Origin of the sequence: Cupriavidus sp. USMAA2-4 (assembly GCF_001854305.1) — a bacterium.
In the GTDB taxonomy this organism is placed as follows: Bacteria; Pseudomonadota; Gammaproteobacteria; order Burkholderiales; family Burkholderiaceae; genus Cupriavidus; species Cupriavidus malaysiensis.
The window spans coordinates 2865016-2878213 of sequence record NZ_CP017748.1 but is presented as its reverse complement, the minus strand read 5'-3'; the positions used below and the strand labels follow the sequence as shown (position 1 = coordinate 2878213).

The window sequence follows — 13198 nt, the reverse complement described above, 5'->3', positions numbered from 1 at the left end:
GCATCGGTCGCGCGCGTCTGGCGCGCAACGGGCGAACAACCGGGAATTATAGGGGATGCGGGCGAAGTCCCGCTTTGGACGAGGCGCGCGGCCGGAACCGGCACCCGGGCATCGCACTGGCGGCCGATGCGTCGGTCCGCCACGGATGCCGGGTCAATGTCGGTGGCTGGCGTGGAAGCCGGCGGCACCCGCCGGGATGCCCAGCAGGCCGTCGACGCCGTAGACCTCTGCCAGTGCGGCCAGCTGGCGTGGCACGCCGACGAAAGCCAGCGCCTGGCCACGCGCGTCGGCGGCCCGGCGCAAGGCCAGCAGTACCGCGACAGCGGCCGAATCCACCTGCGCCAGCGCGGCGCAATCGACCTGCGCCTCGCCCTGCGCCAGGCGCGACAGACCGTCACGCAGCACGGCGGCGGCGTTGCGGTTGGTCAGCGAGGTACCGAGCGAGAGCATGCGGAGGGTGTCGGGTATTGTGAACCGCCGCCCATGGCGTCATGGCGCGGCGTTGACGGGTCATTGTAGCAGCTTGGCAGCGGCGTGCTGCACCGCAACCAGAATGTGGCGGAACCGGGTTCCGAAGCCGGCCCGCCCTCTCCCGCTCAGCTCTTGGCGTTGGCCAGCTGGCGGTTGCGGTCCTGCAGCGTCTTGATGACACCGTCGATGCCCTGCTGGCCGACGATGGTGTTGAAGCTGCCCTTGTAGGCCTCGGTCAGCCAGGCGCCCAGCACATTGATGTCATAGACCTTCCAGCCTTGCGGCGTCTTTTCGAGGCGGTAGTCGAGCTGCATCGGCTCGCCCTTGTTGATCACCTGGGTGCGGATGGTGGCGTCGGTGTCGTCGGGCGCACCACGGTAGGGACGGAACTGCACGGTCTGGTCGCGGATCTGGGCGATCGCACCGGCGTAGGTACGGATCAGCAGCGTCTTGAACTCATCGATGATCACCTTCTGCTGCTCGGGCGTGGCCTTGGACCAGTTGCGGCCCATGGCGATCTGGGTCGTCCTCTGGAAATTGGCGTTGGGCAGGATCTTCTGCTCGACCAGCGAGGTGATCTTGTTGATATTGCCCGCCTGCATATCCTTGTCGGCCTTGACGGTGCTCATCACGTCGCCCACGACGGCCTTGACCAGCCCGTCGGGTGTCGAAGCATCCTGCGTCTGAGCATGCGCAGCGCCGCTGAAGGCGAAAACGGTCACGAGGGGAAGCAAGAGTCGCTTGATCATTGGGTTTCCTTGTCTATCGTGGAGGCGGATCGTCGCCGGCACCCGGTGCCTGGCAGCGAGCCCCGCGAACGGGGCTGGCGCAGATCCGCCTTTTACTATTGGAACACGGGCCGCTGGCGGGAGTTCAGGCCAGCCGTGCCGGATGCGCCATATCTAATAATTTGTTGCAGTGCTCACAGGCTGCTCACGCTGCCGCGCAGCCGGCGCTAGTGGCCGCTAGCCCGCTAGCGGCCGATGCGCAGGCTCGGCACGGTAGGCGTGACCGGCAGGGTCTGCCCCTCGGGCTGCGGGCCTGCGGGCGCGGACGCGCCCTGGTTGCCTGACTGGTCCTTATCCTTGTCCTCGTCGCGCGCCGGCGGGTTGCCGTCATAGATCTGGTATTCGCGCCGCTGCAGATAGGCATCGCGCAAGAACGAGTAGCGGTCCAGCGCAGCCTGTTCGAGCAGGTTGGACACGCCCAGCAGTTGCGCGCGGGTGTTGACCAGGCGCAGGCCCGTGAGCGAGTTGCGCAGCCAGATCGGATGCAGGTAGGCCGACGGATCCATGTAGCGGTCGACCAGCATGCCGGCGGTGTCGCGCACGGTACTCGGCCCGAACACCGGGAGTACCAGGTAGGGGCCGGCCGGCACGCCCCACACCCCCAGGGTCTGGCCGAAGTCTTCCTTGTACTTCGGCAGGCCGGCCGGGGTGGCGATGTCGATCAGCCCGCCGATGCCCAGCGTGCTGTTGAAGATCACGCGCAGGCTATCCTCGACCGCCCGCGTAGGCTTGCCCTGCAGCAGGTTGTTGGCGGCCGAGTAAACGTCGCCGATATTGGAGAAGAAGTTGCTGACCGCGGTCTGCACCGGGGATGGCAGCACGAAGTCGTAAGCCTGGGCGACCGGCTTCATCACGTACTTGTCGACTTCGTCGTTGACACGCAGGACGCCGCGGTTGAGCGGCTCCAGCGGGTCCTTGGGATTGGCGTCCGGGCCGGTGGCACAGCCAGCCGTCAGGGCCAAGGCGGTCGCGCAGGCGGCGAGACCGGCGCGCCGCGGGATCGAAAGCGTCCGATTCATTTCGCACCTCCCGCTGCCGGCAGGGCGGCAGCGCTGCTGCTGCCGCTGCTGCCATTGCCACTGCCGGCGCCGGCGTCAGCGGCCTTGTTGTAAAGAAACTGCCCGATCAGGTTCTCCAGCACCACGGCCGACTGCGTCATGGTGATGCGCGAACCATCCGCCAGCATGGCGGTATCGCCGCCCGGCTCGAGGCCGATGTACTGTTCGCCCAGCAGGCCCGAGGTCAGGATCTTGGCCGAGGTGTCCTTGGGAAACTGGAAGCGCTTGTCCAGCTTGAGCAGGGCTGTGGCCTGGTAGGTCTTGTCGTCGAAGCTGATGTCCGCCACGCGGCCTACCACCACGCCGGCGCTCTTGACCGGCGCACGCACCTTCAGGCCGCCGATATTGTCGAAGCGCGCCTGCACCGAATAGGTTTCCTGGAAGGAAAAGGAGCTCATGTTCCCTGCCTTCAGCGCCAGGAACAGCAGGGCCAGGAAGCCCACCACCACGAACAGCCCCACCCAGAAGTCGAGTGCGTTTCTTTTCATCTGTGTCTCTTTTCAAGCGCCGTATGCCTGCCAGGCGCGCCGATGGCGGCGCGGCCTAGCTGAACATCAGCGCGGTCAGCAGGAAATCCAGTCCCAGCACCGCCAGCGATGCGATCACCACGGTGCGCGTGGTCGCGCGCGACACCCCCTCGGGTGTCGGCTTGGCCTCAAAGCCCTGGTACAGCGCGATGAAGGTCACGGCGATGCCGAAGATCACGCTCTTGATCACGCCGTTGAGCACGTCCGCGCGCACGTCCACCCCGTTCTGCATCTGCGACCAGAAGGCGCCGGCGTCGACGCCGATCATCTGCACGCCGACCAGGTAGCCGCCCAGGATGCCGACCGCGCTGAAGATCGCGGCCAGCACCGGCATCGCCACCACGCCGGCCCAGAAGCGGGGCGCGATCACGCGTTGCAGCGGATTGATGGCCATCATTTCCATTGCCGTGAGCTGTTCGCCGGCTTTCATCAGGCCGATCTCAGCCGTCAGCGAGGTGCCCGCACGCCCGGCGAACAGCAGGGCGGTGACCACCGGACCGAGTTCGCGCACCAGCGACAGCGCCACCAACAGCCCGAGCGCCTGCTCGGAGCCGTAGCGATTCAGCGTGTAGTAGCCCTGCAGTCCGAGCACGAAGCCGACGAACAGCCCGGACACGGCGATGATCACCAGCGACAGGTTGCCGACAAAGAAGATCTGGTCCGACACCAGTCGGAAGCGCTTGAACAGCGGCGGCGACAGCACCAGCACGGAGAAGAACATGCGCGTGGCATGGCCGACGCCGACCACGCCCAGGCGCACCGCAGCGCCGATCGCGCTGAAGAAACCGATCACTGCACCGATCATGCCCGCCCGTCTCCCAGCGCGAAGTCCTCGGCCAGCGGCGGCCCGGGATAATGGAAAGGCACCGGACCGTCCGGCTCGGCCAGCACGAACTGCCGCACGAACGGGTCATCGGAGGCCCGCAACGCCTCCGGCTCGCCCTCGGCGGCAATGCGACCGTTGGCGATGAAATAGACGTAGTCGGCGATCTGGAAGGTCTCGTTGACGTCGTGGGAGACGATGATGGTGGTAGCCCCCAGCGCGTCGTTGAGGCTGCGGATCAGGCGCGCGGTCAGGCCGAGCGAGATCGGATCGAGCCCGGCGAACGGCTCGTCGTACATCAGCAGCGCCGGATCGAGCGCGATGGCCCGCGCCAGCGCCACCCGCCGCGCCATGCCGCCCGAGATCTGCGACGGCATCAGGTCGCGCGCGCCGCGCAGGCCGACCGCATTGAGCTTCATCAGGACCAGGTCGCGAATCATCGGCTCGGGCAGGTCGGAATGCTCGCGCAGCGGAAAAGCGACGTTGTCGAAAACGGACAGGTCGGTGAACAGCGCGCCGAACTGGAACAGCATGCCCATCTGCCTGCGCACGGCGTACAGGTCCTTCTGGCCCAGGGTGCCGAGATCGGCACCGTCGAAACTGACCTGGCCGCACTGTGCCCGCACCTGCCCGCCGATCAGGCGCAGCACGGTGGTCTTGCCGCAGCCCGAGCCCCCCATCACCGCAACCACTTTACCGCGCGGGAAACGCATGGTCAGGCCGGACAGGATGGGCTTGGCGCCTGGCGCGTAGGCGAAGTCGACCGCCTCTAGCTCGACGAGGTTTTGCGCTTTATCGATCACATTGGCACCGCATTGGACAGTGCCGCATTATAAGGGCTTGTCCGGATAGCTGCCGTGCGTATGTGGCGCAATACCCATCGGAAATCGGTGAAACAATGTGTGCAGGCGCAGGCGCACCCGCCAGCAGTCGGCGGCCGGCCGACAGCCAGCATCAGGGGCTGCCTTGTCCGCCAGCCTCGCGCAGGATGGCCTGCCACTGCAACTGGTCGGTCCGGATGGCGGTGGCGAAGGCATCCGGCACATCGCTCATCGGCGTCAGCCCGGCCGCCTGCAGGCGCTCGCGCACTTCGCGCTCGGCCATCACCGCGGCAAGTTCTGCGGCCAGGCGCGCCACGATGGCGTGCGGCGTTTTGGCCGGCGCGAGCACGCCGAACCAGGCTGCGGCGGAATAACCGTCCAGCCCGGCCTCTTGCAACGTGGGGACGGCCGGCGCCAGTGGCGAGCGCTTCAGGCCGGTGACGCCGAGCAGGCGCAGCGCACCGTTGCGGACGTGTGCTTGCACCGCCCCATAGGAGCAGAAGCAGGCGCTGATGCGGCCGGCCAGCATCTCCTGCACCACGGCCCCCTCCCCCTTTGCCGTGACCAGGGGCACGCCGTTGCGCAGACCCAGCACGGTGTACTCGGCATACAGGTGCGCAGGCGTGCCCGGCTGGCCGGAGCCGTAGCTGTAAGCGGCGGGATTGGTCCGCACCGCCGTCATCCACTGCTGCACCGTGCGCACCGGCAAGTGCGCGCCGACGGCGAGGAAAAGCGGCATGGTGGCCACCCGCGCCACCGGGGTGAAATCGCGCTGCACATCGTAGGGGACGGGCTCCAGGCCTGGCTGGATCAGCATATTGGCCTGGTGGAACAACAGGGTATGACCGTCGGAGCTGGACTTGGCGACCAGGTCGCCGGCCAGGGTACCGGCCGAACCGGGGCGATTGTCGACGTCGACGGGAACACCCAGGCGGGCGCTCAGGCGCTCGGCCAGCAAGCGCGCCACCGCATCGGCGACGCCACCGGCGGGAAACGGCGCGATCAGGCGGATCGGCCGCGCGGGGTAGCTGATCTGCCTTGGCGCCGAGGCGGGCTGGGCTCCCGGCGCGGACAGGGCGAAGGCGGCAAGGGCGAACCCCAGGACCTTGCCGGCGAGGTAGGCGCCTGCTCGCGCAGGGGTGACGGAAAACCACAACTGCGCCCTACCTCGCCAAAGCCGCGCCAACATGCGTACTTCGGACATCTATTCCTCCCGGGCGCCGTGGATGGTGGCAGCCAATTTGGGTCGAGTGGGAAGCGTTAGCGAGGCAGTCTTTATCGTTGTGCATGGCATTGTACGGACCACCCCCGAGGCGGCACAGACCACGTAAACCATAGCCGGGAGAACCCTGTAGCAGCACCTGCCGGGCCAGCAGAGAAGATGGCAGCGGCACACAACTCCAGGGAATGCCGGCCATCGCTGCCTATAATGCCGGGATGTCCGAATTCCTCCTCCGACCCATGCAGGTCGCCGACCTGCCCGGCGTTCTGGCGGTGCAGGCGCAATGCTACGGCAACATGCTGCTGGAATCCGAGGCGGCGCTGGCCAGCAGGCTGGCCCTGTCGCCCGCCACCTGCTGGGTCGCCCAAGCCGGCAACGAGCCCGCCGCCGGCGCTCCGCTGGCGGCCTACCTGATCACCCATGCCTGGCCACGCAGCACGCTGCCGACGCTCGACGGCGTGCTTCCCGCTGCCGTGCCGGCTGCCGCGGCTGCGGTGGCCGGCCTGACGTGGTTCGTGCACGACATGGCGGTGGCGCCGACCGGACGTGGCGGCGGGCTGGCGCAACGGCTCTACCGGGCCGCGCAGGCGACCGCCCTGCAGGCCGGCCTGCACCATTCACGGCTGATCGCCGTGCAGGCAGCCGGCGCCTGGTGGCAGCGCCTGGGCTACCGGCCGCTGGATGCGGCGCAGACAGCGCCGTTCGCAGCCAAGCTGGCCGGCTATGGCGCCGGCGCCGTCATCATGGAGTGCGCACTGGCGGCGGCACCCGCCTGAGCGGCACGCGGCCCCAAAGAAAAAACCCGCCCGGCTGGCGCGGGGCGGGTTGGGTGCAGCGGCAGCGCAGGCGTCAGCGCGGCAGTTCCGAGTGCCCCATCAGGAAGGCGTCGACCGAGCGCGCGGCCTGGCGGCCTTCGCGGATCGCCCACACCACCAGGGACTGGCCGCGACGCACGTCGCCGGCGGCGAACACCTTGGCCACGTTGGTCTGGTAGGCCCGCTCGCCTTCGGTGGCGGCCTTGGCGTTCTTGCGTGCGTCGGTGTCGACGCCGAACGCTTCCAGCATCGAGCCCACCGGGTTGGTGAAACCCATTGCCAGCAGCACCAGGTCGGCCTTCAGGGTGAACTCGCTGCCCGGCACTTCCTGCATCTTGCCGTCCTTCCACTCGACGCGGCAGGCCTTCAGGCCGGTCACCTTGCCGTTCTCGCCGATCAGTTCCTTGGTGGCCACCGACCAGTCGCGCTCGCAGCCCTCTTCGTGCGACGACGAGGTGCGCAGCTTGATCGGCCAGTACGGCCATACCAGCGGCTTGTTTTCTTCTTCCGGCGGCTGGGGCAGCAGTTCGAACTGGGTCACCGAGATGGCGCCGTGGCGGTTCGAGGTGCCGACGCAGTCGGAACCGGTGTCGCCACCGCCGATCACGATCACGTGCTTGCCTTCGGCGCGGATCTCGTTGGCACCGTCGCCGGCCACTTCCTTGTTCTGCGGGATCAGGAATTCCAGCGCGTAGTGCACGCCGGACAGGTCACGGCCCGGCACCGGCAGGTCGCGCGGCACTTCCGAGCCACCGGCCAGCACCACGGCGTCGAACTGCTCCATCAGGGCCTTGGCCGAGATGGTCTCGCGCGCATAGTTCTTGATCCCCGCCGGCAGTGCGCCGTCGGTCACCATCACGCCCGCGCGGAAGGTCACGCCTTCGGCCTGCATCTGCTCGATGCGGCGGTCGATCAGCGACTTCTCCATCTTGAAGTCGGGGATGCCGTAGCGCAGCAGGCCGCCGATGCGGTCGTTCTTCTCGAACACCGTGACGTCATGGCCGGCACGTGCCAGTTGCTGCGCGGCAGCCAGGCCGGCGGGCCCCGAACCGACCACGGCGACGGTCTTGCCGGTCTTGTGCTTGGGCGCCTGCGGCGCGACCCAGCCCTCTTCCCAGGCCTTGTCGATGATGGCGTGCTCGATCGACTTGATGCCCACCGGCAGCTCGTTGATGCCGAGCGTGCAGGCGGCCTCGCACGGTGCCGGGCAGATGCGGCCGGTGAATTCGGGGAAATTGTTGGTCTGGTGCAGCACTTCGATCGCCGACTTCCAGTCCTGGCGGTACACCAGGTCGTTGAAGTCGGGAATGATGTTGTTGACCGGGCAGCCGTTGTTGCAGAACGGAATGCCGCAGTCCATGCAGCGCGCGCCCTGGATCTTCGCTTCGCTGTCGGACAGCGCGAAGACGAATTCCTTGTAGTGCTTCACGCGCTTGACTACGGATTCGTAGCCTTCGTTCTGGCGCGGAAATTCGAGAAAGCCAGTCGCCTTACCCATGTTGCGTCCTTGGTCTTGCTGCGCGGCGCCGGCGCATCGGCCGGCCCCGCTATGAGGTCAGTATCTGGTCGGATCCGCGGCGCAGCGCGCCGCGGTCCGTGCTGGTCGGAGAGCCCGCTTCAGGCAGCGATCGCTTCGCGGCCGCTGTCCTTGGCTTCCTGCTCCTTGGCATACATCTCGCCCAGCGCGCGCTTGTACTCGGTCGGGAAGACCTTGACGAACTTGCGGCGCGCGGTGGTCCAGTCGGCCAGCAGCGCCTTGGCGCGTTCGGAGCCGGTGAAGCGGAAGTGCTGCTCGATCAGCTGGCGCAGGATGACTTCGTCCACCTGGCGCTCGCCACCGACCTTGTGCCAGGTGGCAGGCGACTGGCCCTTCTCCTGGTCGGCCGCGGCCAGCACCGCTTCCAGCGCCACCATCGAGGTGTTGCAGCGCTTATCGAACAGGCCGTCCTCGTCGTAGACGTAGGCCACGCCGCCCGACATGCCAGCCGCGAAGTTGCGGCCGGTGCCGCCCAGCACAACCACGGTACCGCCGGTCATGTACTCGCAGCCATGGTCGCCGGTGCCTTCCACCACGGCCATCGCGCCGGAGTTGCGCACCGCGAAGCGCTCGCCGGCCACGCCGTTGAAGAAGGCCTCGCCGGCGATGGCGCCGTACAGCACGGTGTTGCCGACGATGATGTTGCGGGTCGGGTCGCCGCGGAACTCGTGCGGGGCACGCACGATCACGCGGCCGCCCGACAGGCCCTTGCCCACGTAGTCATTGCCGTCGCCCACCAGGTCCAGCGTGATGCCGTGCGCCAGGAACGCCCCGAACGACTGGCCGGCGGTGCCCTGCAGCTGGATGTGGATGGTGTCGTCAGGCAGGCCTTCATGGCCGTACTGCTTGGCCACCACGCCCGACAGCATCGCGCCCACGGTGCGGTTGACGTTCTTCACCGGCTGGATGAAGGACACGCGCTCGCCCTTGTCGATGGCGGGGCGGGCCTTGGCGATCAGTACGTGGTCGAGCGCCTTGCCGGCTTCGGCCGAGAGGCCGTGATCCTGCACGTCGGTATGGTAACGCGGCACTTCCGGCGCCAGCGACACCTGGTGGAAGATGCGTGCGAAGTCCAGGCCGCGCGCCTTCCAGTGTTCGACGCCGGCACGGGTGTCGAGCAGGTCGGCACGGCCGATCAGCTCGTCGAAGGTGCGGATGCCCAGCTGGGCCATCAGCTCGCGCGCTTCCTCGGCGACGAAGAAGAAGAAATTGACGACGTGCTCGGGCTTGCCCTGGAATTTCTTGCGCAGCACCGGATCCTGCGTCGCCACGCCCACCGGGCAGGTGTTCAGGTGGCATTTGCGCATCATGATGCAGCCCTCCGCGACCAGAGGCGCGGTGGCGAAGCCGAACTCGTCCGCGCCCAGCAGCGCGCCGATCACGACGTCGCGGCCGGTCTTCATCTGGCCGTCGGCCTGCACGCGGATGCGGTTGCGCAGGCCGTTCAGCAGCAGCGTCTGCTGCGTCTCGGCAAGGCCCAGTTCCCACGGCGTGCCGGCGTGCTTGATCGACGACCACGGCGAAGCACCGGTGCCGCCGTCATGGCCGGCGATCACCACGTGGTCGGCCTTGGCCTTGGCCACGCCAGCCGCCACGGTGCCCACGCCCACTTCCGACACCAGCTTGACCGAGATGTCCGAGACCGGATTGACGTTCTTCAGGTCATGGATCAGCTGCGCCAGATCTTCGATCGAGTAGATGTCGTGGTGCGGCGGCGGCGAGATCAGGCCGACACCCGGCACCGAGTAGCGCAGCTTGCCGATGTAGTCGGACACCTTGTGGCCGGGCAGCTGGCCGCCTTCGCCGGGCTTGGCACCCTGCGCCATCTTGATCTGGATCTGGTCGGCCGAGGCCAGGTACTCGGCGGTGACGCCGAAGCGGCCCGAGGCGACCTGCTTGATCCTGGAACGCAGCGAGTCACCGGCCTGCAGTTCCAGGTCGCGCTCGATCACGTTGTCGCCCAGCAGGCCCTTCAGGGTGTCGCCCTGCTTGATGGGGATGCCGCGCAGTTCATTGCGATAGCGCTTCTCGTCCTCGCCGCCTTCGCCGGTGTTGGACTTGCCGCCGATGCGGTTCATCGCCAGCGCCAGCGTGGTGTGGGCCTCGGTCGAGATCGAGCCCAGCGACATGGCACCGGTGGCGAAGCGCTTGACGATTTCCTTGGCCGGCTCGACTTCCTCCAGCGGAATCGCCTTGGCCGGGTCGACCTTGAACTCGAACAGGCCGCGCAGCGTCATGTGGCGGCGGCTCTGGTCGTTGATCAGGTTGGCGTATTCCTTGTAGGTCTGGTAGGCACCCTTGCCGTCGTTGGCGCGCACCGAGTGCTGCAGCTTGGCGATGGAGTCCGGGGTCCACATATGCTCTTCGCCGCGGATGCGGAAGGCGTACTCGCCGCCCGCGTCCAGCATGTTCGCCAGCACGGGGCTGTCGCCGAAGGCGTCGCGATGCAGGCGCAGCGCTTCCTCGGCCACCTCGAAGATGCCGATGCCCTCGACATTGGAGGGGGTGCCGTGGAAATACTTCTGCACCAGTTCGCGCGACAGGCCGATGGCTTCGAAGATCTGCGCGCCGGTGTACGACATGTAGGTGGAGATGCCCATCTTGGACATCACCTTGTGCAGGCCCTTGCCGATCGCCTTGACGAAGTTCTTGATCGCCTTCTCGGGCGACAGGTCGCCGGACAGGCCCGTGGCCATGTCGGCCAGGGTTTCCATCGCCAGGTAGGGGTGCACGGCTTCCGCGCCGTAGCCGGCCAGCAGGGCAAAGTGGTGCACTTCGCGTGCCGAGCCGGTTTCCACCACCAGGCCGGTGGAGGTGCGCAGACCCTTTTCCACCAGGTGGTGGTGGATGGCCGAGGTGGCCAGCAGCGCGGGGATCGCCACCTGCTCGGTGTCGACGCGGCGGTCCGACACGATCAGGATGTTGTAGCCCGAACGCACGGCATCCACGGCCTCCGCGCACAGCGAGGCCAGGCGCGCCTCGATGCCTTCCTTGCCCCAGGCCTTCGGATAGCAGATGTTCAGTTCGTACGAACGGAACTTGCCGCCGGTGTAGTGCTCGATGTTGCGGATCTTGGCGATGTCCTTGAAGTCCAGCACCGGCTGGGACACTTCGAGACGCATCGGCGGGTTGATGTTGTTCAGCTCGAGCAAGTTGGGCTTGGGACCGATGAAGGACACCAGCGACATCACCATGTTCTCGCGGATCGGATCGATCGGCGGGTTGGTGACCTGCGCGAACAGCTGCTTGAAGTAGTGGTACAGCGTCTTGTTCTTCGACGACAGCACGGCCAGCGGGCTGTCGTTGCCCATCGAGCCGGTGGCTTCCTCGCCGGATACCGCCATCGGCGCCATCAGGAACTTGACGTCTTCCTGGGTGTAGCCGAAGGCCTGCTGGCGGTCCAGCAGCTTGGCGGCCGGCTTCTTCTCGGCGGCCACGTCCTCGGGCTTGGCGTCCAGCTCATCGAGCTTGATGCGCACGGCATCGATCCAGCTCTTGTAGGGCTTGGCGTTGGCCAGGTTGTCCTTGAGCTCCTTGTCGTCGATGATGCGGCCCTGCTCCATGTCGATCAGGAACATCTTGCCCGGCTGCAGGCGCCACTTCTGCACGATGCGCGACTCGGGGAAGGGCAGCACGCCGGCTTCCGAGGCCAGCACGACGAAATCGTCCTCGGTCACGTAGAAACGCGCGGGACGCAGGCCGTTGCGGTCCAGCGTGGCGCCGATCTGGCGGCCGTCGGTGAAGCAGATGGCGGCGGGGCCGTCCCACGGCTCCATCATGGCGGCGTGGTATTCGTAGAAGGCGCGACGGTTGTCGTCCATCAGCGTGTGCTGTTCCCAGGCTTCCGGGATCATCATCATCATCGCGTGGACGAGCGGGTAGCCGGCCATCGTCAGCAGTTCGAGGCAGTTGTCGAACGAGGCGGTGTCGGACTGGCCCGGGTAGATCAGCGGCCACAGCTTGGGCAGGTCGTCGCCGAGCACCGGCGAGGAGATCGCGCCGGTACGGGCGTTGATCCAGTTGACGTTGCCCTTGACGGTGTTGATTTCACCGTTGTGGGCGACCATGCGGTACGGGTGGGCCAGTTCCCAGGCGGGGAAGGTGTTGGTCGAGAAGCGCTGGTGCACCAGGGCCAGGGCCGACACGGCGCGTGCATCCTGCAGGTCCAGGTAGTACTCGCCGACCTGGTTGGCCAGCAGCAGGCCCTTGTACACGACCGTGCGCGCCGACATCGACGGTACGAAGTACTCCTTGCCGTGCTTGAGCTTGAGCGCCTGGATGGCGTGGCTGGCCGTCTTGCGGATCACGTAGAGCTTACGCTCCAGCGCATCCGTGGTCATGATGTCGCGGCCACGGCCGATGAAGATCTGGCGGATCACCGGCTCCGTCGTGCGCACGGTCGGCGACATCGGCATGTTGATATCGACCGGCACGTCGCGCCAGCCCAGCACCACCTGGCCTTCCAGGCGCACGGTGCGCTCGAGCTCCTGCTCGCAGGCCAGGCGCGAGGCGTGCTCCTTCGGCAGGAAGATCATGCCGACGCCATATTCGCCGGCCGGCGGCAGGGTCACGCCCTGCTTGGCCATCTCTTCGCGGTAGTAGGTATCCGGGATCTGGATCAGGATGCCCGCACCGTCGCCCATCAGCGCATCGGCGCCGACCGCGCCCCGGTAATCGAGGTTCTCCAGGATCTTCAGGCCCTGCTGGATGATCTCGTGGCTCTTCTTGCCCTTGATGTGCGCGACCATGCCGACGCCGCAGGCATCGTGCTCGTTGCTCGGGTCGTACATGCCCTGCGCCTGCGGGCGGAGGTCGATGGCGGAGGAAGACTCGCTGGCCTGCGCTTGGGCCGAAGAAGTGTGCAATTGGTCCACGGGCTGGATTCCGGTGAGGGCTGCGCAGCCAGCAAGGCAGACCGAAACGGGACCGTGCGCTGCCTTCTGTCCTGCGCCCGGGAAACCGGCCGGCGGAAAGGCAGCGATCTACGGACCGCAGCGGCGTACACGAGCGTGACGCGCCGCACAATGACTGTGGGTTGAGCAACTATAAGAGAATCGCGCAAGCATCGCAAAAAAATTAAATGGGGTCAGATACCATTTAATCTCGCACCACTTTCGTCATGGGTTTTAAATGGGG

Annotated in this window: 10 protein-coding genes; 1 reads left to right on the top strand and 9 read right to left on the bottom strand. The window is 66.9% G+C overall.

The genetic code is table 11. The features are described 5' to 3' along the window. Positions 1-153: 153 nt before the first annotated feature. From BKK79_RS12660 to BKK79_RS12630, 7 genes are all read right to left on the bottom strand, one after another. Positions 154-450 (bottom strand): STAS domain-containing protein, encoded by a 297-nt coding sequence (locus BKK79_RS12660; protein WP_071010043.1) that lies wholly within the window; start codon positions 448-450, stop codon positions 154-156. Positions 451-596: 146 nt separating this feature from the next. Beyond that, positions 597-1220, bottom strand: coding sequence for an MlaC/ttg2D family ABC transporter substrate-binding protein (locus BKK79_RS12655; RefSeq protein ID WP_071010045.1), 624 nt, complete (start codon positions 1218-1220; stop codon positions 597-599). A gap of 224 nt (positions 1221-1444) precedes the next feature. Next, on the bottom strand, positions 1445-2278 hold the full coding sequence (locus tag BKK79_RS12650; protein WP_071037814.1) for an MlaA family lipoprotein: 834 nt from the start codon (positions 2276-2278) through the stop codon (positions 1445-1447). After that, positions 2275-2805: an outer membrane lipid asymmetry maintenance protein MlaD gene (gene mlaD, locus BKK79_RS12645; protein WP_071037813.1), complete on the bottom strand. Its 531-nt coding sequence runs from the start codon at positions 2803-2805 to the stop codon at positions 2275-2277. Before mlaD ends, BKK79_RS12650 begins: the two co-directional genes overlap by 4 nt. A gap of 55 nt (positions 2806-2860) precedes the next feature. Then, positions 2861-3637, bottom strand: coding sequence for a lipid asymmetry maintenance ABC transporter permease subunit MlaE (gene mlaE, locus BKK79_RS12640; protein WP_071015859.1), 777 nt, complete (start codon positions 3635-3637; stop codon positions 2861-2863). 8 nt (positions 3638-3645) lie between these two features. Continuing rightward, positions 3646-4470, bottom strand: a complete 825-nt coding sequence (locus tag BKK79_RS12635; RefSeq protein WP_071010052.1) for an ABC transporter ATP-binding protein — start codon at positions 4468-4470, stop codon at positions 3646-3648. Positions 4471-4621: 151 nt separating this feature from the next. Next, positions 4622-5692 (bottom strand): Bug family tripartite tricarboxylate transporter substrate binding protein, encoded by a 1071-nt coding sequence (locus BKK79_RS12630; RefSeq protein WP_071010054.1) that lies wholly within the window; start codon positions 5690-5692, stop codon positions 4622-4624. A 233-nt stretch (positions 5693-5925) separates the two neighbouring features. Between BKK79_RS12630 and BKK79_RS12625 the strand changes: the two genes are divergently transcribed. Beyond that, positions 5926-6486, top strand: coding sequence for a GNAT family N-acetyltransferase (locus BKK79_RS12625; RefSeq protein WP_071038527.1), 561 nt, complete (start codon positions 5926-5928; stop codon positions 6484-6486). A gap of 73 nt (positions 6487-6559) precedes the next feature. On the opposite strand, the gene BKK79_RS12620 is transcribed toward BKK79_RS12625, so the two are convergent. Together BKK79_RS12620 and BKK79_RS12615 are read right to left on the bottom strand one after the other, a co-directional pair. Beyond that, positions 6560-8023 (bottom strand): glutamate synthase subunit beta, encoded by a 1464-nt coding sequence (locus tag BKK79_RS12620; protein WP_071037812.1) that lies wholly within the window; start codon positions 8021-8023, stop codon positions 6560-6562. A 119-nt stretch (positions 8024-8142) separates the two neighbouring features. After that, complete coding sequence (locus BKK79_RS12615; RefSeq protein ID WP_232346314.1) at positions 8143-12852, bottom strand: glutamate synthase-related protein; 4710 nt, start codon at positions 12850-12852, stop codon at positions 8143-8145. Positions 12853-13198: the final 346 nt, after the last annotated feature.

Excerpts from the sequence above, each read along its gene's own strand:
- BKK79_RS12660 (WP_071010043.1), bottom strand. The coding sequence starts at position 450 with ATGCTCTCGCTCGGTACCTCGCTGACCAACCGCAACGCCGCCGCCGTG.
- mlaD (WP_071037813.1), bottom strand. The coding sequence starts at position 2,805 with ATGAAAAGAAACGCACTCGACTTCTGGGTGGGGCTGTTCGTGGTGGTG.
- BKK79_RS12630 (WP_071010054.1), bottom strand. The coding sequence starts at position 5,692 with ATGTCCGAAGTACGCATGTTGGCGCGGCTTTGGCGAGGTAGGGCGCAG.
- BKK79_RS12625 (WP_071038527.1), top strand. The coding sequence starts at position 5,926 with ATGTCCGAATTCCTCCTCCGACCCATGCAGGTCGCCGACCTGCCCGGC.
- BKK79_RS12615 (WP_232346314.1), bottom strand. The coding sequence starts at position 12,852 with ATGTACGACCCGAGCAACGAGCACGATGCCTGCGGCGTCGGCATGGTC.
- BKK79_RS12650 (WP_071037814.1), bottom strand. The coding sequence starts at position 2,278 with ATGAATCGGACGCTTTCGATCCCGCGGCGCGCCGGTCTCGCCGCCTGC.
- BKK79_RS12620 (WP_071037812.1), bottom strand. The coding sequence starts at position 8,023 with ATGGGTAAGGCGACTGGCTTTCTCGAATTTCCGCGCCAGAACGAAGGC.
- BKK79_RS12655 (WP_071010045.1), bottom strand. The coding sequence starts at position 1,220 with ATGATCAAGCGACTCTTGCTTCCCCTCGTGACCGTTTTCGCCTTCAGC.